This is a genomic window from Marivivens donghaensis (genome assembly GCF_030410045.1).
GTDB classification, from domain to species: domain Bacteria; phylum Pseudomonadota; class Alphaproteobacteria; order Rhodobacterales; family Rhodobacteraceae; genus Marivivens; species Marivivens donghaensis.
In genome coordinates this window covers 577,521-597,153 of the sequence record NZ_JAUFRA010000005.1, presented here as the reverse complement: position 1 = coordinate 597,153, position 19,633 = coordinate 577,521, and the positions used below count along the sequence as shown (strand labels likewise).

The window sequence follows — 19,633 nt, the reverse complement described above, 5'->3', positions numbered from 1 at the left end:
GGCGTGGACGATCCGCGGCCCACTATCCGCATCGACAAATGGCTCTGGCATGCGCGTTTTTTCAAGACGCGCACGCTAGCCGCCGATGTGGTGAAACAGGGCAAGGTGCGGATCGACAGCCAACCTATTTCCAAACCAGCGCGTATGGTGGGTCCGGACAACGTTCTGACCTTTGCCCAAGGGCACGATATCCGTGTCGTCCGAATCCTCGCGATCGGCGAACGGCGCGGTCCTGCCCCCGAAGCGCAGGCGCTTTACGAAGATTTGGCGCCAATCACCAAGGATGCGACGGAAAAAGCTCCCAAAAATCCCGCATTTGATGGGAAGGGACGCCCCGGAAAACGCGAGAGACGGAACATGGCGTCGCATCTGGGCTCTGACGATCCATTCGCGCTTGAATGATTGGGCAGGGCGGTCTAGCAAGGCGCCCGAACATCATAGGACCGATCCATGACCTACGTCGTTACGGAAAACTGCATTGCCTGCAAATACACAGACTGCGTTGAAGTCTGCCCAGTAGACTGTTTCTACGAAGGCGAGAATTTCCTCGTCATCCACCCTGATGAATGCATCGATTGCGGCGTGTGCGAGCCAGAGTGCCCTGCAGACGCAATCCGTCCGGACACTGAGCCGGATATGGAGAAATGGGTTGAATTCAACCGCAAGTATTCGGAACTCTGGCCTGTTATCACGGCTAAGAAAGACCCGATGCCGACCGCAGAAGAGATGGACGGCAAGCCCGGCAAGATGGATCTCTTCTCTGAGGCTCCCGGCGAAGGAAACTGATCTGATTCGACCAAATTGATTCGAGGCTATTCTATCCACGCGATAGAATAGCCTTGTTTTATATGGGGCTATTGGGTTTGCCCCTGCTGCGGTGCGGCGCTTCCAAGAAGTCGGATTTTGTGATATAAGTTTTGCAAATGCTGCCGGAAAACTGACCCATCCCTATATCCAACTTACTCCGACGGAGGCTTTTGCCCCGCCGGATCTTGTGACTCTTTGGGGTCGGTCCATAGGAAGGACGAAAATGACTAAATCCAAGAAGAACGACTTCAGCCCGAACGAATTTGTGGTCTATCCCGCTCATGGCGTTGGCCAGATCGTGAACATCGAAAAGCAGGAAGTCGCTGGGTTCGAACTCGAAATGTTCGTGATTTCCTTCGAAAAAGACAAAATGACCCTTCGCGTGCCGACAAACAAGGCCACCGAAGTGGGTATGCGTAGCCTGTCGTCGCCTGACGTTGTCGCTCATGCGATGAAGACCCTGAAGGGTAAAGCGAAGGTGAAGAAAGCTATGTGGTCGCGTCGCGCTCAGGAATATGAACAGAAGATCAACTCTGGCGATCTGATCGCGATTGCTGAGGTTGTCCGTGACCTGCACCGTGCGGACGACCAGCGCGAGCAGTCCTATTCTGAGCGTCAGTTGTACGAAGCTGCGCTTGAGCGCCTGACCCGCGAAATCGCGGCTGTCGGCGGCCATAACGAGCAAGACGCTGCAAAAGAAATCGACAGCGTTCTGGTTGGCCGCGCCGCCTGATTGGTTGAAGTTTTGATTATGGAAAAGCCGCGCAAATTGCGCGGCTTTTTCGTTTTTAGGTCATGGGGGCGCTGCCCCCAAACCCCCGGGATATTTTGGGCACAAAGGCAGGTTAAAAGAGGCTGCCTTGTTCTGGTGGTTTTGGCTTCTTGGCCTTGGGGGCGGCTTTTGGGGTGTCGTCGAGCGTGATCCGTCCGTCCGCGAACTGGATTTCGAGGGCGCTCGCTGACTTGGCTTCTTTGGTGGTTGTAATGACTTTGTCGCCGTCGCGGATCACCGCATAGCCCCGTTGCAACGTGGATTCGTAGCCGAGGGTCAGGCGTAGGCGGTCTAATGCAGTCAGTTTTGCCTTACGATCTGCGAGGTCGCGGTTCGCGTGGTCAGTCAGTCGGCGGGCAAGCGGGACGAGCCGTTCCGACAAGAGCGCGGTTTTCTCTTTGAGAGCCGCAGGGCGGATACGACTGGTCAGTGCTGTGAAATCACGGCGGTGCTGACGTGTCCCACGTGCAAGGGCAGGTGCTAGTCGAGCCGAACGATCATCGAGGCGGCGGTTTTGTTCGGCGATCCGATTTGTCAGGACCGACGGGCGAAGATGACCAGACGCCTCAGTTAGTTTGAGCCGCTTTTGGCGGGTGAAGTCGCGCAAGGCGTTGTCGAGTTTATCGGACAAGATGTCCAACCGCTGACTGGGCCCTTCGAGAAGCTCGGTCGCTTTGGGCATGGCGCGGGACAGGTCAGACAAGCGTTGTTGGCGCAATGTGACGGCCTGCGTTCCCGAACGGGTGAGGCGCATGCCCTGATTTTCGACCCAGTTCAAAAGTTCGAGTCGGACCGGCACAGCCAATTCAGCCGCTGCCGTCGGGGTCGGCGCGCGCATGTCCGAGGCATAGTCGATCAGCGTCGTGTCGGTTTCGTGGCCGACAGCAGAGATCAATGGGATCTGGCTCGCGGCAGCAGCGCGAACGACGATCTCTTCGTTAAAACCCCAGAGGTCTTCGATGCTACCACCGCCACGGGCGACGATGATGACGTCTGGCCGGGGGAGCGCGCCACCTGGGGTCATCTGGTTGAACCCTTCGATGGCGTGGGCCACCTGAGGAGCGCAGTCTTTGCCTTGGACGGCGACGGGCCAAACGAGCACTTTGCGCGGAAACCGATCCCGCAGACGGTGAAGGATATCGCGGATGACTGCGCCAGTTGGGGACGTTACAACGCCGATGACTTCGGGCAGGTAGGGTAGGGGGCGTTTGCGTTCTGTCGCGAACAGCCCTTCGGCAGCGAGAGCGGCCTTGCGTTTTTCCAACATCGCCATAAGCGCACCCGCACCCGCAGGGCGAATATCTTCGACGTTGAGCTGGTATTTCGATTGCGGGCCAAAGGTCGTCAGGCGGCCAGTGGCGACAACCTCCATCCCTTCTTCGGGCATGTGGGACAGTTTGGAAACTTGGCCTTTCCAGCTGACCGAGGCGATAACGCTGCGATCATCCTTGAGGTCGAAATACATGTGACCCGTGCGGGCAATGACCACGCGGCCAACCTCGCCTTTGACACGGACGTTGCCAAATTCACCTTCGAGCGTGCGTTTGATGGCCCCAGAAATTTCCGATACGGAAAACTCATGCGCGTTGTCGTTCGGCTCTTCGAAAAGGTCCATCTGCTCGCCCTTGTTATATTCGTCCTGCAACCTTAGAACGCCCGCAAGCAAAGGCCAAGCGGAGGGCGCAATGAACATCCTAATTTTGGGTAGTGGTGGACGTGAACATAGTCTTGCTTGGGCTGTGAAACAGAACCCGAAATGTGATCGACTGATCGTTGCGCCAGGTAACGCTGGTATCGCGCAGATTGCTGAATGTGCGGCAATCGACATTCTGGACGGCGATGTTGTTGCGACGTTCGCCGAAGAGAACGCGATTGATTTCGTCATCATCGGGCCTGAGGCCCCTCTGGCCGCCGGCGTCGCTGACCGTCTGCGCGAAGCTGGCCTAAAGGTTTTTGGCCCGTCTAAGGCGGCAGCGCAGTTGGAAGCGTCTAAAGCCTTTACCAAAGCGATCTGTGACGCCGCGAATGCACCGACGGCGGCTTATGCGCGCTTTACCTCGGCGGCCCCAGCCAAGGATTACATCCGCCAACAGGGCGCACCGATCGTGGTTAAGGCCGATGGTCTGGCTGCGGGCAAGGGCGTGATCGTTGCGATGAACGAACAAGACGCGCTGGATGCCATCGACGATATGTTCGGCGGCGAATTCGGTGAGGCTGGTGCTGAAGTCGTGATCGAAGAATTTATGGACGGCGAAGAAGCGTCCTACTTCCTCCTCGTGGATGGTGAAAACGTGCTGCCGATTGGCACCGCGCAAGACCACAAACGTGTCGGCAACGGCGACACTGGTCCGAATACGGGCGGGATGGGGGCTTATTCGCCTGCGCCCGTTCTGTCGGATGAGGTTGCTGCCAAAGCATTGAACGAAATCGTCATTCCGACCATGAAAGCGATGAAAGATCAGGGTATGCCCTATCAGGGCGTCCTTTATGCGGGTCTGATGATCAAAGACGGTCAGCCTCGACTGGTTGAATATAACTGCCGTTTTGGTGACCCCGAATGTCAGGTTTTGATGATGCGCTTGGGTGGTCAGGCTCTCGACCTGATGCTTGCCTGCTCTGAGGGCCGTTTGAACGAAGTTCAGGCGCAATGGGCAGATGATAATGCGCTCACCGTCGTGATGGCATCGAACGGCTATCCGGGCACCTATCAAAAAGGCACCGTGATTAAGGGTCTGGGCGATTTGCCTGAGACCAGCAGCGAATATTGCTTCCACGCGGGTACCGCCGAAAAAGACGGCGCGATTGTTGCGACGGGTGGGCGTGTTCTGAACGTGACCGCGCGTGGCGCGACCTTGGCCGAGGCGCGTGCGCGTGCCTACGCGATGGTTGAGCAGATCGATTGGGCCGAAGGGTTCTATCGCAGCGATATCGGTTGGCGCGCGCTCTGATTTATGAGTCTCAAGCGAGGTTGAAGTCAGCCTCGCTTGGCACTTGAAGCCCTTGTTTCGGTGCCCCTAGTGGGTCGTTGAGTGCCGCAACCACGGCCTCGGCTAGAAACGCGCCAGCGCGTGCTGCATCCTCGCGCAGGGTGAGGATGTTAGGGTTGCAGAACCTCAGGATCGACGTTGCTTCTTTGCCAAAAATGTCGACTTCCCGCCCTGCCGATTTAGCACCAGCGGCAGCGGCCATCGCAGCAACGCCCGAAGCGGTTATCAGCGCATCGACATCCGGGTTGTCCTTTAGCCGTAGCGCAATCGCGGCCCGAATTTCGTCAATCCGTGCGTCACTATCGACATCATCCAAAACTGTCAGCGATACGCCGCAATCCGTGGCAGCGGCCAAAGCGCCTTCGATCATGTGAGTTGCGTAAAGCTGGTTCTGTTTCGGCGCCAGGAGTGCGATGCGTTTGCGCCCACGCGCGGCTAAGTGGCGAACGGCAAAGTCCCCAAATGCCGCGTTGTCATAGTCGAAATAGGCATGACGATCGGACATATTCGTGCGTCCGTGCGTGGCAAAGGGAAATTGCTTTTCCAACAGATAAGCGACACGAGGATCGTCTGCTTGGGTTCTGTTCAGGATTACCGCATCTGCCAGTCTATTTTCGACGATCTGCCGAATGGGCTTCATCGGGTCATCGTCAGGTAAATAGGGCGTGACGTTTAGGTGATAGGGTGTCTCTCGCAAGGCGCGGGCGATTGATCCGATAAGTTGCGCGGTATGGGGCATCAGTTCGGAATCTGGTCCGAGGATCAAGCTGATCACCAGCGTCTTGCCTGTCCGCAGTCGAACGCCAGCACGATTTGGCACATAGCCAATCTCTGCCGCGATTTCGCGGATCTTCTTCTTTGTTTTTTCGCTAATGTCGGGTGCGTCGCTCAGCGCGCGAGATACCGTCGGGATCGCCAATCCACTCAGTTTTGAGATCGTTTTGAGTGTGGGCTTCCCTGTGACCTGCGCGGCAATAGTGTTGGTGTTCTTTCCCGCATCGGTCATGTTTAAAACGTTCCTTTTATTCCTATTGTTGGACCCTACATAAACGTTATAGAAAAATCTATAACGTTTTAGATTTTAGATTCCCTCTGACGGAGCACTCAAAATGGCGACCCAATCGATTGAAGCTATCGTGGATGAAATGACGCTGGAAGAACAAGTCGCCATTCTGGCGGGGGCAGATTTTTGGTCGACACCAGAGATCGAACGCCTCGGGATAGCTAAAATGCGCGTCACCGATGGCCCGAACGGGGCGCGTGGGGGCGGATCTCTGTTCGGTGGTGTCACGGCTGCAGCGTTTCCTGTCGGTATCGCGATTGGGGCCTCGTGGGACCCTGAACTGGCCGAACAAATCGGCAGTGCCATCGCGGATGAGGTGAAATCGAAATGCGCGCACGTCGCCTTGGCGCCGACAATCAACCTGCATCGTGGTGTGACGAACGGGCGGAATTTCGAATGTTACTCTGAGGATCCAGAACTGACCTCGGCTCTCGCGGTCGGGTATATTCGGGGCCTGCAGTCCAAAGGTGTCGCCGCATCGCCCAAGCATTTCGTCGGGAATGAAAGCGAGATTGAACGTACGACCATCAGTTCAGATATCGACGAACGCACCATGCGCGAGCTTTATCTGCGCCCGTTCGAGGACGCTGTGAAAAAGGCGGGCACATGGGCGATCATGTCGTCCTACAATCGTCTGAACGGCACCTACACGGCTGAAAACGAATGGCTGCTCACGGATGTGCTGCGCAAAGAGTGGGGCTACGATGGTATCGTCATGTCCGATTGGTTCGGGTCACGCAGCACCGCGCCGACCGTGAATGCGGGTCTTGATCTGGAGATGCCTGGGCCGACCCGTGATCGTGGCGACAAACTGGTCGCTGCCGTTCACGCGGGCGAGGTCAGCCGTGAAACAGTGCGCACTGCAGCGCTGAACATGCTGCGCCTGATGGATCGGGTGGGGAGCCTTACCGACACGACCCCGTTCGTTGAACGTGCGGATGATCGCCCCGAACACCGCGACTTGATCCGCAAGGCGGGGGCAGACGGCATGGTCATGCTCAAAAACGATGGTGTTCTGCCGCTCCCGTCCGAGGCCAAGGTCGCTTTGATCGGTCCAAACGCCAAAGAGGTTAAGATCATGGGTGGCGGCTCTGCCCAATTGAACCCGCACTACATGGTGTCGCCTTACGATGCGCTTTTGGCCCGTATTGGGGCTGAAAACCTTAGCTTTGCCAAAGGCTGCACCAACCACCGTTGGGAACCGATCCTTACCGGCGATTTCGAACTTTCGTTCTATCGCGGTCACGACCTCACCTCTGAACCTGCTCACACTCAATCGATGGACAGCGTAAATGCGTTCTGGGTCCCGCCGTTTGCGGGCGGTCAGGTCGACCCGACGAACTTTGCGGCCAAGATCACGGGCACTTTTACGCCGACTATATCGGGCATCCATCACATCGGTGCACATGCTGCGGGCTATGCGCGTGTTTATGTCGATAACAAACTGATTGTGGATTGTTGGGAAGAGACATGGACCAAAGGGCGCACCTTCTTTGAAGAAGGGAACGATGAGGTCGTCGGTGCGGTCGAGCTAACGGCGGGTCAGGCGCATGACATTCGGATCGAATTCCGTTCGAAAACGCCAGACAACCTGAACCACTCGGCTTTGCGTGTCGGTATTTCGGTGCCGATGACAGAAGCCGATATTGCGCAGGCGGCTGAGATCGCAGCGCAGGCTGATGTGGCTGTCGTAGTGATTGGGCGTTCGGGCGAATGGGATACCGAGGGTTGGGATATGGAGGATATCCACCTCCCCGGTCGTCAAAATGAATTGGTCGCTGCGGTAACGGCATCCAATCCGAATACGGTCGTGGTTCTGCAAACGGGTGGACCCGTTGAGATGCCTTGGGTCTCTGATGTCGCAGCTATTTTGCAAGCGTGGTATGGCGGGCAAGAAGCGGGGAATTCTATCGTTGATGTGCTCTACGGGGATGCGGAGCCCGCAGGGCGTTTGCCCCAGACCTTCCCGATCAAGCTGTCGGACAATCCAGCCCATTCGCAGGATCCTGAAATCTATCCGGGTCTCGATGGGCATGTTCGATACGCAGAAGGGGTGATGACTGGATACCGCCACTACTACAAACACGGGATCGCACCGATGTTCCCGTTCGGCTTTGGCCTGTCCTACACTGACTTTGACCTTGGGCAGATGGAATTGTCAGAGGATGGTCACGACATCATCTGCACGATCCCTGTCACCAACACAGGGGCGCGGCGCGGTTCAACGGTGGTGCAGGTCTATGTTGGCGATCTTGAGGCTTCGGTCGAGCGGCCAGCGCGAGAGTTGAAAGCCTTTGCGAAAGTTGACCTAGACGCGGGTGAAACAACGACCGTTCGGATGGCGCTACCGCCGCGGGCCTTTGCGTTCTTTGACGTGACCGTCGGGCAATGGCGGATCGAGGCGGGCAGCTTTACAATTGAAGCAGGGTTGTCTGCGGCAGATATCCGAAGTGTCGCGACCGTTCAGCGCGACGATGCGCTGATCCCTGTCTGATCACATACCAAAGTTATCGCAAATCAGTTCACGGGCCACGGGTGAGAGTTCATAGACAACCGTGCCCGTGGCTGTGTCGATGTCATTCATAAAGACAGCCATGAGACGTCCGTCCATGTCGTAGTAGGTCCAGCATTGGGGTGTGGGGTCAAAGTCGTAGACGAAACAAATCTCGCCGTCATTTTCATACCACTTTCCAGGCTCACAGGTGTTGTCACCCCAGCTCCATAAAACGCGGCGGTCGGGCAGGTAGCGTTCCAATCCGTAGGGCGTTTCGCCGTCATAGCCAAAATCGAGCGTTTTGCCTTCGACGCGGGCTTCGAATTGCTCGGCGGTCAGGGCCGTTTGTGCCGAAACGGGCAGGGCGCAGAGGGCGAGGATGAGTGTGATGGTCCGCATGATGGGAGTGTCCCCTGTTTTCCGTCTGCGCTCAATTCAGGTTTTGGTGACCGATCGCCATTTTGCGGCCCGTGGGTCCATGACCTTGCGCCAGAACCGTGGATAAAGCGCGACGCATGCCATAACGGGGAGCGATCTCGGCAGCATCGGGTTTTCGCCCAACTCCAACGCAGGGTAAGGGCGGGCAGGGTGCGCGTGGTGGTCCGAATGGCGCGGCGCATTGAGCATCAGAGCGGATGAAAACCAATGCGGGCTGTTCCAACTGTGACGACCCGCAACAGGTTCAGCTTTACCATCCTCGGACACATAACGTTGGAGGCCGTAATGCTGAACATAGTCCGACATCAGCAGCTGCACTTGGGCGAAACCTGCGATGGCGAGATACCAGAGGAGGCCGATCTTACCGCCAATCAAATAGGCCGCGCCGATCATCAAAAGCGCCCCGCTGATGTAGATGACGTAGGGATGCCTCCACGAGGCCCGCTCCGCATGTTTCAGCCGCTCTGATTCCGCTTTGAGGCCCGCACGGAACGATCCGATCCATGCCCGAAGGGCAAATCGGTAGAAACTTTCACCTTTGCGAGCGGAATTGGGATCAGACTTTGTCGCGACAAAGCGGTGGTGGATCAGAACATGTGCAGAGGTGTGATGCCCAAAGAGGACCGAAATATAGGCCCACATGCCCAAGTCATGCAGGAATCGGCTGCCGCGATGGATCAGTTCATGGGCATTCGAATTGCCAACCTGCCCGAGGTAAAGCCCTGTTGCCACAAATACCCCGACCTTTTCCCAACCGCTTAGGCCGTGACCCATCCCGTAAGTGACTGCACCCAATAAACAAAATTGACCAAGGGCGATGATGACTGACAGTCGATCTGCCACAGGAAATTCGGCCTCGGGCACGGTGGGAGTGATCCGCTTCACCATTTCGTCCAATGATGCGGTCATCAGGGTCATGTAAAGCGGTGCAAGCAGCGCCCACCATCCGCCCGTCAGTGCAGCAAGCACGATCAAGGGCAGCGGTGTCAGTGTCGCAATCGTAAAAAGGGTCATCGGACGCATGGGACTCTCCTGTTGATGCAGTGATATGCCCCCTAATCGCGACTGACTAGTGGCGCAGGTCTTTCCATCGCCTTCCGTTGCCATTAGGTGGTGGTAAAACCGGTTCAGGGCTTACTTATGTCGTTCTTCAAGAAACTTCGTGACCGTTTGACCAAATCTTCGTCGAAAATCGATGAGGGGCTGGAGGCTATTGTCGAAGAGGCAGAGGATCATCTGCCAGCCGAGGAAGAGCATGAGCCCATCGTTGAAGAGGTGATCGAAGAGCCGTCCGTTGAAGTCGAAGACGACGAGCCTGAGGTTGAGGTAGAGGACGAGCCTGAGGCTGCTCCTGCGCCTATCGTTCCGGTTCAGTTGACGGTCACGCCGATGCCATTGATCGAAGATGGGCCCACCGATGAAACCGCGAAGCCGGGTATTTTGGGTCGTATGCTGGGGCGCAAGCCTGATGCGCCGCGTCGGACGCTTGACGATGATATGCTCGAACAGCTCGAAGAGTTGTTGATTGCCGCTGATATGGGTGTCGATACCGCGCTCCGGGTCACGTCGAGCATGGCCGAAGGTCGTATGGGCAAAAAGCTGTCGGTTGAAGAAATCAAACAGCTTCTCGCCGATGAAGTCACCCGCATCATGGAACCCGTGGCACGACCCCTGCCGATCTATGCGAAGAAACCGCAGGTGGTTTTGGTGGTCGGCGTGAATGGGTCGGGCAAAACCACGACCATCGGCAAATTGGCGAGCCAGTTTAAGGCCGCTGGTAAATCCGTGGTCATCGCGGCTGGCGATACCTTCCGCGCGGCGGCTGTTGAACAATTACAAGTTTGGGGGCAGCGCGCTGGCGTGCCTGTCCTGACCGCGCCAGAAGGGTCCGACCCTGCGAGCCTTGCTTTTGACGCGATGACAAAGGCACATGAGGATGGTGCTGACCTGCTGATGATTGATACAGCGGGCCGTTTGCAGAACCGTCAGGATTTGATGGAAGAACTGTCGAAAATCGTTCGCGTGATCCGCAAGAAAGACCCCGATGCGCCGCATAACACGCTGTTGGTGTTGGATGCGACGACGGGTCAAAACGCGATCATGCAGGTCGATGCGTTCCAGAAACTGGCGGATGTATCGGGCCTCGTTATGACAAAACTTGACGGCACGGCCAAAGGCGGCGTTCTGGTCGCGCTTGCTGATAAATTCGGCCTGCCGATCCACGCGATCGGTGTCGGTGAACAGATCGACGACCTTGCACCCTTCGATCCCGAAGATTTCGCCAAAGCACTGGTTGGTCTGAACTAAATGCCGATATTGGTCCGTCTGTCCAATGGGTGAGTGGCTCGTTTCTCTCGAAGGCACGGACCAAGGTCGGCAACTGGCGACGCTGTTGGTTTTGATGGCGGCCTTGGCACATGCGGCCTTTGGTGCGTTGCAAAAGGGCAAACACGATCCGTGGGTGGCGCGAGGGTCGATTGACCTCTGGTTTACGCTCGTCTCAGCCCCTTTCGCGCTGTTCGTTGTTCCGTGGCCCGAAGGCGCGATGTGGGGTGTCCTCGCCGGCGCTATGGTGATCCATTTCATCTACAAGGTGACGATGGCGCTGGCCTATGAATACGCGGCATACACCGTGGTCTATCCGGTTGTGCGCGGCTCTGGCCCGCTGGTCACGGTCATCTTTGCCTCGGTCGTTTTTCACGAACATTTCACGCTGGTTCAATGGCTCGGCGTGGCGTGCCTGTCGGGGGGGATCCTCCTTTTGGCGCTGCGCAACCTGAGCGAAGAAGTGATTGACCCGTGGCGGGTCAAAGTCGCGCTCGTCTGGGCGGTCCTTTGTGGTTTGATGGTTGCGGTCTACACGACCTATGACGCGTGGGGCATTCGTCAGGCGACTGATCCGTTTACCTTCCTTGCGTGGTTCTTTTTCCTGTCGGGCGTAGATATGCCCATCATCGCGATCCTGAAGTTGCGCAAATCTGGTGAACGTCCCCAAATCGGCCCGCTGATGTGGCGTGGATTTGCGGGGGCTGTGATTGGGTGGATCAGCTTTGGCGGCGTGATGATCGCAACGCGTTTGGACAAGGTCGGCGAAGCAGCGGTGCTTCGTGAAACTTCTACTGTTTTTGCGGCCTTGATTGGATGGTTCATCTTGGGTGAAAAGGTGGGGCCGCGCCGTTTGGCGCTGATGACTTTGATTGCCATAGGGGCAATCATTGTGGAAATGGGAGGCTAGAATGTCAGCAAAACCGATCAATCCGATCCTGAAACAGGTGCTGGAACTGGGGCCGACATTGGCGTTCTTCCTGCTCTACATTAAGATCAAGGATAACACCTATACTATCGCAGGCACTGACTATTCCGGCTTTATCGTCGCGGCAGTCGTGTTCATTCCTGTGCTGCTGGCAGCCATGGCCGTGCTCTGGTTCCTCACGAAAAAGTTGTCGCGGATGCAGGTCTTTACCGCGATCATGGTGATCTTCTTCGGTGGGTTGACCGCTTGGTTCAATGATGAGGCCTTCTTTAAAATGAAGACCTCAATTGTTTACGGGCTCTTCTCGCTGCTGCTCGGTATCGGGCTCTTACGCGGTCAGAGCTGGCTCGAGTATGTGATGGGAGAGTTTCTGCCCATGCAGCGCGAAGGGTGGATGATCCTGACCCGCCGTCTGACCGTGTTCTTTGCGGGATTGGCCGCGGCCAATGAATTCATCTGGCGCACGCAGAGCGAGGAACTTTGGGTCACGCTCGAAACCTTTGCGTTCCCCGTGGTCCTATTCCTGTTCCTCTGGTCGCAGATTGTGACGCTCCAGCGGTTCTTGATCGAAGAGCCTAAGTAAAAAAATCCGCAGCGATCCGCATGTCGCGCAGAGGGCGCACAATGCGGATCGATTCAGCGTAGAGCGGGTCAGCCTTGTAGGCCGCTAGCTGTTCGGCATCGTCAAATTCAGCATAGACAATGAAATCTGGACCATCAGGGCTGATGGGGTCAGAGTTCAGGTTTTCACCGATTTCGATATGGCGGCACTCTTTAATGTTTTCCAAGAGTTTGAGCCCTTGGAAAACGGTGTCGCGATCATCTGGTGACTTTGCTGTGAAAAAGACGATGTGACGTATCATTTTTGTTTGAACAGCCGTTCCATTTCTTCATTGGAGAAGGCCTTTTGGCGCAGTTCGGCTCCGACTTCCATCCCTTTTGCAACTTCGGGACGTGCCGCCATACGCGCCAACCACGCGGCAAAGTTCGGTTTGTCGTCAAGCGTTTGCTGCTGGCCTTCCCATCCCGCAGCCCAAGGGTAGATCGCCATGTCCGCGATTGAATATTCGCTGCAGACGTACTCTTTGTCCTGGAGCTGCTTGTCCAAGACGCGATAGAGGCGGCCAACCTCATTACGGTAACGGTCTTGCGCGTAGGGGAGCACTTGGGGCGGGGACATATCGGGCGCGTATTTGAGGAAGTGGTGCGCTTGACCGGCCATCGGCCCAACGCCGCCCATTTGCCACATCAGCCACTGTTCGATCATCACCCGTTCGCGCTCTGTCGAACCGCCGAACTGTCCAGTTTTCCGCGCGAGGTATTGCAGGATCGCCCCCGATTCAAAAATAGAGATCGGTTCGCCATCGGGGCCATCACGGTCGACGATGGCGGGCATGCGATTGTTTGGCGCAATGGCAAGGAAGTCTGGCGCGAATTGGTCGCCCGCCCCGATGTTGATTGGGATCAGGTTGTAGTCCAAGCCCATCTCACCCAAGGCTATGGTGATCTTTTTGCCGTTTGGCGTCGGCCAGTAGTAGAGATCGATTGCAGCGGTCATCTGAAACTCCTGTTCGCAAGGTGGGGTCACAATGCGCGTTTCGCGCTGGGCCGCAAGGCCGTTTTCCTTGACCAGAATGTCACAACGGCGTAACCACTCTGCCGTGGCGATTTGAACCGGATTGCGGGCCACGTTAAACAAACCGCTAAAAAGGAAACAGGCCAACCCCTGCTCCCTTTATTCGGTGTAGGGGTTTTTTAATGGCCGTAAGGAACAAAGACATGGACAAACTTTCCAAACGCACTCGCGCCGTGCATTCGGGCACCCGCCGCAGCCAGTACAACGAACTGTCCGAGGCGATTTTTCTGACGCAGGGCTTTGTCTACGAAACCGCAGAACAGGCCGAGGCCCGTTTTGTGAAACTCGGCGAAGACGAATTTATCTATGCGCGCTATGGCAACCCGACCGTTGCTATGCTCGAAGATCGTATGGCCGACCTTGAGGGCGTTGAGGCAGGATTTGCCACCGCTTCGGGTATGGCCGCAGTGAACGGTGCGCTGATGTCTATGCTGAAGGCTGGCGATCACATTGTGTCGAGCCGCGCGTTGTTCGGATCGTGCCTCTATATCCTCGAGGACGTGCTGCAACGGTTTGGGGTCGAACTGACGCTGGTCGATGGTCGTGATCTGGATGCGTGGAAGGCTGCGATCCGTCCCGACACCAAAGTCGTCTTCTTTGAGTCGATTTCGAACCCGACGCTCGAAGTGATCGACATGAAGTCTGTTGTCGAACTGGCGCATGCCAATGGCGCGATTGTTGTGTGTGATAACGCGATGGTCACGCCAGCTTATTCGATCGCTGGCGAGTTGGGCGTTGATCTCATCGTATATTCGACCACCAAACACGTGGACGGTCAGGGTCGCTGCCTTGGCGGTATGGTTCTGGGCAAGAAAGAGCTCGTTCGGGGGCCTGTTGAGGCATACCTCAAACACACTGGTGGCGCGATGAGCCCGTTCAACGCTTGGGTCATGCTGAAGTCGCTCGATACTCTGTTCCTGCGCGTGGGGCAGCAGTCTGAAACCGCGGTGAAATTGGCTGATGCGCTTGCCGGTCATACAAAGCTGAACTCGGTGAACTACCCTCTTGATCCGCGTCATCCTCAGTTTGAGCTGGCGAAGTCCCAATACGAGGGCGTCGGCACTGTTTTTGCGATTGACGTGAAAGGCGGCAAAGAAGAATGCTTCCGTTTCCTCAACGCGCTCAAGATTTTCACGATCACCAACAACTTTGCAGACAGTAAGTCGCTGGTGACCCATCCTGCGACCACAACGCACCAGCGTTTGCCGCAGGATCAGAAAGACACGCTGGGTATCACACCCGGTTTGGTGCGTGTGTCCTGCGGCCTTGAGGATGCTGACGATCTGTTGGCAGACCTGAAACAAGCATTGGATGCCATCTGATGAGTGATCCGCGCGACGGTTCCAAGCGTATTCCCTTCGCATTTGATGGAAAACTGTCGCGCGCATCCCATATAGTGGGGCGTGCTGCACCTGCGGGAGGCTCCGACATGAATATCCACTCGTCTGACATGGACCGCGAACCGTCGCGCGAAGAGGCCGAGGCGGCGCTGGCGCTTTTGCGGCGCTGGGCAGGCGATGCCACACCCGAAGAGGTGGCAACGCTCGACCCTCTCGTGTCGCGCCTGATCCCTGGGCAGGAAGTTTCAAACTACCCAGCCCTCGCTCGCGCCTACCCCGAAGATTTCGTGGTGGATGAGGACTACAAGGCGTCGATGCCTGACCTCCAGAACGGGCCAAGCAGCCTGATCAAAGGGGCAAAGCAGCAAATCCAGCACGTTGGGATATCGAACTTCCGTCTGCCGATCCGTTTTCACACTCGCGACAATGGTGATGTGACGCTCGAAACCTCTGTGACGGGGACGGTGAGCCTTGAAGCAGAAAAGAAGGGCATCAACATGTCCCGCATCATGCGGTCCTTCTACAAGCACTCAGAGCAGACGTTCAGCTTTGAGGTGATGGAGAACGCGCTGGACGCCTATATGGCCGACCTCGAAAGCTTTGATGCGCGTATCCAGATGCGGTTCCGTTTCCCGATGAAGGTCCGTTCGCTGCGTTCGGGGCTTGAGGGGTTCCAGTATTACGACATCGCGCTCGAACTGGTTGAACGCGCAGGCGTGCGCAAAAAGATAATCCATCTCGATTACGTCTATTCGTCGACATGCCCCTGTTCGCTCGAACTGTCCGAACACGCGCGCCAATTCCGTGGTCAGTTGGCCACGCCGCATTCGCAGCGCTCTGTGGCCCGCATGTCGGCGGTGATGGAAGACGGCCCGATGCTATGGTTCGAAGATCTGATCGACATGGCGCGGGTTGCTGTCCCGACCGAGACCCAAGTGATGGTTAAGCGTGAAGATGAACAGGCATTCGCCGAACTCAACGCGGCCAATCCGATATTTGTTGAGGACGCGGCGCGTCTCTTCTGCGAGCAGCTTCAGCAGGACCCGCGTGTCGGTGATTTCCGCGTTGTGGCCAGCCACCAAGAGAGCCTGCACAGCCATGACGCTGTGTCGGTCTTGGTCGAGGGGGAGACCTTTGACAGCGACAGCATTGACCCGCGTTTGTTCACAACGTTGTTTCACGTCGGATAAATTCTGCATTGCAGCAGGTGAAATGCTGCAATGCAAAATCAACGGCGCACATACTGACCTATTGGCGCTATCGTTCATGTACGAGGGAAACAACTCGTTCTACATGGATGTTCCAAAATGGCACAAATCGCAGTTAATCCGACCTTTGACGCAGCACTGCTTCGCAAAAAATTACGCCAGTTCGTTTCTGCACTCGGTCGCGGTATCAAGGCGTATGGAGAAAGTAAAACCCGCGCTGGTGAAATTGCTGCTCTCAACGCAAAGACCGATGAACAGCTGGCTGCGATGGGTCTTCGTCGTGATCAGATCGCCGTTCACGTTTTCCGCGATATGTTCTACGTTTGATGACGATGTGATCCGCGGCAGGGAATTTGCCTGTGTCGCGGCTTGACAGACAAGCAGCCTAACGCCAAGCCTTCGGCCATGATTGATATGCGCCCAGTTGGATACGTGATAGGATTGCTGACAGCGGTAATGGGGTTGACCATGGTCGCCCCGATGCTGTTCGACCTTTTTCACAACGACCCCGAATGGCAGACCTTTCTGCAAAGTTCGGTGCTGACAACCATGGCTGGGGTGTTTCTCGCCTTGGCCTGTTCGAACCAATTGGGCGATGGTTTGACGCTCAAACAGAGCTTTATCCTCACCACAGGTGTGTGGATCGCTTTGCCCGCTTTCGGGGCTATTCCATTTATGATCGGGGAAACCCAGCTTTCACTCGTCGATGCGATGTTCGAATCCATGTCTGGGATGACCACGACCGGGGCCACGACGATTGAAGGGCTAGAGACCCACTCTTACGGCATTCTGCTCTGGCGCGGGATCCTGCAATGGCTTGGTGGCCTCGGGATCGTCATTGTTGCGATGATTTTTCTGCCCGTGATGAAAGTCGGCGGGATGCAGTTCTTTCAGTCCGAGGGCTTTGATACCTCGGGCAAATCGCTGCCCCGTGCATTGGACATCGCGAAGGGCCTGCTGAATATCTACATCGGTCTCACGGTGCTCTGTGCGGTTTGTTACGGGATCTCTGGGATGAACATGCAGGAATCGATCGTGCATGCCTTCACGACGATTGCGACGGGGGGCTATTCGACCTCGGATGCATCCTTCGCCGCGTTCCCTGGCGCGCCGCAGTATGTCGCTGTGGTCTTTATGTTCCTTGCCTCAGTGCCGTTCTTGCGATTTTTGCAAATGGTCACAGGTGATCCGAAACCCTTGTTCCAAGACGCGCAGGTGCGGGCCTATTTCACGTGGACCCTCTACGCGACGGCGCTGATTGTTGTGTTTCGTATGTTCGCCCATGGGGACTACAGCGAAGAGATGTTCCGCTCGACCCTGTTCAACGTTGTCTCGATCTTTTCGGGGACTGGGTTTGGGGACGGGGATGTGGTCGCTTGGGGGCCATTTGCCTTTGCGATCCTCTTTGCCGTTGGCATGATTGGCGGCTGTTCGGGGTCGACGGGCTGTTCGATCAAAGTGTTCCGCTATCAGTTTATGCTGCGTGCGATTTCTGCCCAAATTCGGCGACTTTATAGCCCGAGCCGAGTTGTTTCCGTTCGGTTCGAGGGTCGGGCCGTGAGCGACGAGGTTTTAAGTTCCGTTATGTTGCTTTTTAGCTGCTTTGTGATGACCTTCGGCATTCTGGTTGTTCTGATGGGCATGACGGGACTTAGCTTTTTTGCGGCGATCACTGGGGCGTGGACATCGATCTTTAATATCGGTCCCGTGTTCGGCCCAGAGGTAGGACCGTCGGGCGCTGTGCATCCGTTCCCAGATACGGCGAAATGGTTGATGATCTTGGGAATGCTCTTGGGACGGCTAGAGATCGTATCGGTGTTCGTTCTCATCCTGCCACGGTTCTGGCGCTCGTAAAAAGGGGCGCCGAAGCGCCCCAAGCCGTTACCAGCAGCTGACCAAGACGGTCATGTCTGACGCCATGGATGTGAGCGTCTCTGGCGGCATGTAAGCCATCGAGTCCGTTGTTTTTGCCGTCACGCCTGCCGAAGTGAGCGCGCTCAAAATGCCCTGAGCGGAATAGGCAAAGCTGACCTCTTCGGGCAGGATCTGATTGCCTGTCGCAGGGTGCGGCAAGAGCATGCCAATCACAGCACCGCCATTGTCGAACACTGGACCACCAATGTCGCCATCCTCGGTCTGCATGTTTAGGCGCAGGGTGCTGTCATTTCCGTCCAAGCCACGTACATCAGCGAGTGTCCCAAATGTCAGCGTCGGCAAGGTGAGCGCGCCGCCGTAGGGATAACCACCCACGGTGATTTGCGATTGGATTCGGGGCAGGGCGGTTTGAATGTCCGCCGATCCCATCGGGGCAAGACGGCTCTGCGGGCGCAGGATGGCAACGCTGCCGTCGTTGAACACAACATCTGCGTCGAAACTATCGTCCAGCGTCACCCGTTCACAGTTCGCAACGGTGGTTGCCGCCGTCACAACAGTGCCCGCGCCATCCACATAGAAGCCAGAGCGTGCGAGTTGCGGTTTACGGATCGCGAGGCCAGAGACCAGATCAATGGACTGTTCCTCGGCAGCTTGGGCGGGGTTGAGCACACCGTCCAACGTTTCAAAGCTCGCTTTCATGATCTCGGTCACGCGGGTGCGGCGTTCGTCGTCACCAGCGGGCCAAACGAGGGCAAAGCCTTTGATCTGACCTCCAGAGAGCGACGCAGTCACATAGGTGTGGATGCTGTCATTCACGCCTTCGATTTCAAACGAGCTGTCGCGGCGATTGCGGTCGCCCGTTGTCGGCACGATTTCCAGTGTTTGCAGGATTTCGTAGAGACCAAAGAACCGCGTCCGGTCACCGGGTTGAGAAATCAGCAGGACCGTTACGCCCGACCCATCCTTTTCCTCGAACCGAGCGAAGGGGGAATCATAAGCTTTGAATTCGACAGCGCCGGTCGGGATTTCAATGGCGATGCCCGTAGCGTCGTCACGGATCAGTTCCATGTCCAGACCCTCGAGGACGGCGTTGTATTGCGCCAAGAGGTCGGCACGTTGCAGCGTGGTCAGAACGCCCGTGTTGGTGTAGCCGTTCGCTTCTTGCCATGCGCTCATGGAGGCGCGGGTGCCACGACCAAAGGCGCCGTCGATCGAGGAGTTGTAGAACCCCGCCCATTTCAGCGCGATCTGAAGCATCTCACGTTCGCCACGGTCCAGCGCCGCTTCGCTCGCGCGGGCCTCGGCCAGTGTTTCGTCGACGATGGCGGGTTCCGCAGGTGCTTCATCAGGAACAATCGTTACAACGGGGAGGTCGGTTGTTTCAGTCGGCAGCGGTTGCGGTTTGATCGGTGCGCCAACGCCAATCGGCCAGAATTGTTGACCAAAACGTTCGCCGTCGCTGACAAACGCATCGCGCGGGACTTGGCCCGAGCTGCGCAGCTGACGACGCAGGGCTTCAGCATCAGAGCGGGTGTAGGGCCCGAGCGCCACGCCATACCAATCCGAGCCCAGATAGAATCCGTTCACATCGTCCAGCTCAGCCGCATATTTACGCGCTGCATCCTGTGCGGCGGTCAATGTGGGGTGCGCTTCGAGTTGGACCCAAGACGACTGCTGGGCAGCCGCAGAAAAAGACGTAAACACAAAAATAAGAAAAACGGATAGGCGACGGATCATACTGTTCCCAATTCTACAGTCAA

General features: G+C 56.6%; 19 protein-coding genes and 1 riboswitch. Of the genes, 12 read left to right on the top strand and 7 right to left on the bottom strand.

Annotated elements, in window-relative coordinates; genetic code table 11:
• Nucleotides 1-3: 3 nt before the first annotated feature.
• The 3 genes from QWY83_RS08570 to QWY83_RS08560 all read left to right on the top strand — a co-directional run bounded on the left by QWY83_RS08570 (nt 4) and on the right by QWY83_RS08560 (nt 1,540).
• The gene (locus QWY83_RS08570) at nt 4-402 is read left to right on the top strand and encodes an RNA-binding S4 domain-containing protein (protein ID WP_249945282.1); all 399 of its coding nucleotides are present in this window, start codon (nt 4-6) and stop codon (nt 400-402) included.
• Nucleotides 403-450: 48 nt separating this feature from the next.
• On the top strand, nt 451-786 hold the full coding sequence (gene fdxA, locus QWY83_RS08565) for a ferredoxin FdxA (RefSeq protein ID WP_249945283.1): 336 nt from the start codon (nt 451-453) through the stop codon (nt 784-786).
• A 244-nt stretch (nt 787-1,030) separates the two neighbouring features.
• A complete protein-coding gene (locus tag QWY83_RS08560; protein WP_067551068.1) occupies nt 1,031-1,540 on the top strand; it encodes a CarD family transcriptional regulator in 510 nt (169 codons plus the stop codon).
• Between the two features lie 112 nt (nt 1,541-1,652).
• Here the strand turns inward: QWY83_RS08560 and xseA are convergent, their stop codons facing one another.
• On the bottom strand, nt 1,653-3,194 hold the full coding sequence (xseA, locus tag QWY83_RS08555; protein ID WP_249945284.1) for an exodeoxyribonuclease VII large subunit: 1,542 nt from the start codon (nt 3,192-3,194) through the stop codon (nt 1,653-1,655).
• 70 nt (nt 3,195-3,264) lie between these two features.
• Here xseA and purD point away from each other — a divergent pair, with 70 nt between their 5' ends.
• Entirely contained in the window at nt 3,265-4,527 is a 1,263-nt protein-coding gene (gene purD / locus QWY83_RS08550; RefSeq protein WP_249945285.1) for a phosphoribosylamine--glycine ligase, read from the top strand.
• Between the two features lie 10 nt (nt 4,528-4,537).
• On the opposite strand, the gene QWY83_RS08545 is transcribed toward purD, so the two are convergent.
• Nucleotides 4,538-5,572, bottom strand: a complete 1,035-nt coding sequence (locus QWY83_RS08545; protein WP_249945286.1) for a LacI family transcriptional regulator — start codon at nt 5,570-5,572, stop codon at nt 4,538-4,540.
• A gap of 103 nt (nt 5,573-5,675) precedes the next feature.
• Between QWY83_RS08545 and QWY83_RS08540 the strand changes: the two genes are divergently transcribed.
• Nucleotides 5,676-8,123, top strand: coding sequence for a beta-glucosidase (locus QWY83_RS08540; protein ID WP_249945287.1), 2,448 nt, complete (start codon nt 5,676-5,678; stop codon nt 8,121-8,123).
• Here the strand turns inward: QWY83_RS08540 and QWY83_RS08535 are convergent, their stop codons facing one another.
• Nucleotides 8,124-8,522 carry a hypothetical protein gene (locus tag QWY83_RS08535; RefSeq protein ID WP_249945288.1) on the bottom strand — a complete coding sequence of 133 codons (399 nt, stop codon included), beginning with the start codon at nt 8,520-8,522 and terminating at the stop codon, nt 8,124-8,126.
• A gap of 36 nt (nt 8,523-8,558) precedes the next feature.
• Nucleotides 8,559-9,584, bottom strand: a complete 1,026-nt coding sequence (locus tag QWY83_RS08530; protein ID WP_249945289.1) for an alkane 1-monooxygenase — start codon at nt 9,582-9,584, stop codon at nt 8,559-8,561.
• 117 nt (nt 9,585-9,701) lie between these two features.
• Between QWY83_RS08530 and ftsY the strand changes: the two genes are divergently transcribed.
• The 3 genes from ftsY to QWY83_RS08515 are packed head-to-tail and all read left to right on the top strand — an operon-like array spanning nt 9,702 to nt 12,397.
• Nucleotides 9,702-10,868, top strand: coding sequence for a signal recognition particle-docking protein FtsY (ftsY, locus tag QWY83_RS08525; protein ID WP_249945290.1), 1,167 nt, complete (start codon nt 9,702-9,704; stop codon nt 10,866-10,868).
• Between the two features lie 25 nt (nt 10,869-10,893).
• Nucleotides 10,894-11,796, top strand: a complete 903-nt coding sequence (locus QWY83_RS08520; protein WP_249945291.1) for a DMT family transporter — start codon at nt 10,894-10,896, stop codon at nt 11,794-11,796.
• A gap of 1 nt (nt 11,797) precedes the next feature.
• Entirely contained in the window at nt 11,798-12,397 is a 600-nt protein-coding gene (locus QWY83_RS08515; protein ID WP_105234525.1) for an inner membrane-spanning protein YciB, read from the top strand.
• Here the strand turns inward: QWY83_RS08515 and QWY83_RS08510 are convergent.
• A complete protein-coding gene (locus QWY83_RS08510) occupies nt 12,390-12,677 on the bottom strand; it encodes a Dabb family protein (protein WP_249945292.1) in 288 nt (95 codons plus the stop codon). The genes QWY83_RS08515 and QWY83_RS08510 overlap by 8 nt on opposite strands.
• On the bottom strand, nt 12,674-13,372 hold the full coding sequence (locus tag QWY83_RS08505) for a glutathione S-transferase N-terminal domain-containing protein (protein ID WP_249945293.1): 699 nt from the start codon (nt 13,370-13,372) through the stop codon (nt 12,674-12,676). The genes QWY83_RS08510 and QWY83_RS08505 overlap by 4 nt, the downstream gene beginning before the upstream one ends.
• Nucleotides 13,373-13,465: 93 nt before the next feature.
• Nucleotides 13,466-13,542: riboswitch (SAM riboswitch) on the top strand.
• Nucleotides 13,543-13,593: 51 nt separating this feature from the next.
• Here QWY83_RS08505 and QWY83_RS08500 point away from each other — a divergent pair.
• The 4 genes from QWY83_RS08500 (at nt 13,594) to QWY83_RS08485 (ending at nt 17,852) form a co-directional block, all read left to right on the top strand.
• The gene (locus tag QWY83_RS08500) at nt 13,594-14,772 is read left to right on the top strand and encodes an aminotransferase class V-fold PLP-dependent enzyme (RefSeq protein WP_249945294.1); all 1,179 of its coding nucleotides are present in this window, start codon (nt 13,594-13,596) and stop codon (nt 14,770-14,772) included.
• Between the two features lie 107 nt (nt 14,773-14,879).
• A complete protein-coding gene (folE2, locus tag QWY83_RS08495; RefSeq protein WP_067551638.1) occupies nt 14,880-15,980 on the top strand; it encodes a GTP cyclohydrolase FolE2 in 1,101 nt (366 codons plus the stop codon).
• A 117-nt stretch (nt 15,981-16,097) separates the two neighbouring features.
• Nucleotides 16,098-16,325, top strand: a complete 228-nt coding sequence (locus QWY83_RS08490) for a hypothetical protein (RefSeq protein ID WP_249945295.1) — start codon at nt 16,098-16,100, stop codon at nt 16,323-16,325.
• Between the two features lie 78 nt (nt 16,326-16,403).
• On the top strand, nt 16,404-17,852 hold the full coding sequence (locus QWY83_RS08485; RefSeq protein ID WP_249945296.1) for a TrkH family potassium uptake protein: 1,449 nt from the start codon (nt 16,404-16,406) through the stop codon (nt 17,850-17,852).
• A 27-nt stretch (nt 17,853-17,879) separates the two neighbouring features.
• On the opposite strand, the gene QWY83_RS08480 is transcribed toward QWY83_RS08485, so the two are convergent.
• A complete protein-coding gene (locus tag QWY83_RS08480; RefSeq protein ID WP_249945297.1) occupies nt 17,880-19,610 on the bottom strand; it encodes a trypsin-like peptidase domain-containing protein in 1,731 nt (576 codons plus the stop codon).
• Nucleotides 19,611-19,633 lie beyond the last annotated feature (23 nt).

Excerpts from the sequence above, each read along its gene's own strand:
- fdxA (WP_249945283.1), top strand. The coding sequence starts at position 451 with ATGACCTACGTCGTTACGGAAAACTGCATTGCCTGCAAATACACAGAC.
- QWY83_RS08560 (WP_067551068.1), top strand. The coding sequence starts at position 1,031 with ATGACTAAATCCAAGAAGAACGACTTCAGCCCGAACGAATTTGTGGTC.
- xseA (WP_249945284.1), bottom strand. The coding sequence starts at position 3,194 with ATGGACCTTTTCGAAGAGCCGAACGACAACGCGCATGAGTTTTCCGTA.
- purD (WP_249945285.1), top strand. The coding sequence starts at position 3,265 with ATGAACATCCTAATTTTGGGTAGTGGTGGACGTGAACATAGTCTTGCT.
- QWY83_RS08545 (WP_249945286.1), bottom strand. The coding sequence starts at position 5,572 with ATGACCGATGCGGGAAAGAACACCAACACTATTGCCGCGCAGGTCACA.
- QWY83_RS08540 (WP_249945287.1), top strand. The coding sequence starts at position 5,676 with ATGGCGACCCAATCGATTGAAGCTATCGTGGATGAAATGACGCTGGAA.
- QWY83_RS08535 (WP_249945288.1), bottom strand. The coding sequence starts at position 8,522 with ATGCGGACCATCACACTCATCCTCGCCCTCTGCGCCCTGCCCGTTTCG.
- QWY83_RS08530 (WP_249945289.1), bottom strand. The coding sequence starts at position 9,584 with ATGCGTCCGATGACCCTTTTTACGATTGCGACACTGACACCGCTGCCC.
- ftsY (WP_249945290.1), top strand. The coding sequence starts at position 9,702 with ATGTCGTTCTTCAAGAAACTTCGTGACCGTTTGACCAAATCTTCGTCG.
- QWY83_RS08520 (WP_249945291.1), top strand. The coding sequence starts at position 10,894 with ATGGGTGAGTGGCTCGTTTCTCTCGAAGGCACGGACCAAGGTCGGCAA.
- QWY83_RS08515 (WP_105234525.1), top strand. The coding sequence starts at position 11,798 with ATGTCAGCAAAACCGATCAATCCGATCCTGAAACAGGTGCTGGAACTG.
- QWY83_RS08510 (WP_249945292.1), bottom strand. The coding sequence starts at position 12,677 with ATGATACGTCACATCGTCTTTTTCACAGCAAAGTCACCAGATGATCGC.
- QWY83_RS08505 (WP_249945293.1), bottom strand. The coding sequence starts at position 13,372 with ATGACCGCTGCAATCGATCTCTACTACTGGCCGACGCCAAACGGCAAA.
- QWY83_RS08500 (WP_249945294.1), top strand. The coding sequence starts at position 13,594 with ATGGACAAACTTTCCAAACGCACTCGCGCCGTGCATTCGGGCACCCGC.
- folE2 (WP_067551638.1), top strand. The coding sequence starts at position 14,880 with ATGAATATCCACTCGTCTGACATGGACCGCGAACCGTCGCGCGAAGAG.
- QWY83_RS08490 (WP_249945295.1), top strand. The coding sequence starts at position 16,098 with ATGGCACAAATCGCAGTTAATCCGACCTTTGACGCAGCACTGCTTCGC.
- QWY83_RS08485 (WP_249945296.1), top strand. The coding sequence starts at position 16,404 with ATGATTGATATGCGCCCAGTTGGATACGTGATAGGATTGCTGACAGCG.
- QWY83_RS08480 (WP_249945297.1), bottom strand. The coding sequence starts at position 19,610 with ATGATCCGTCGCCTATCCGTTTTTCTTATTTTTGTGTTTACGTCTTTT.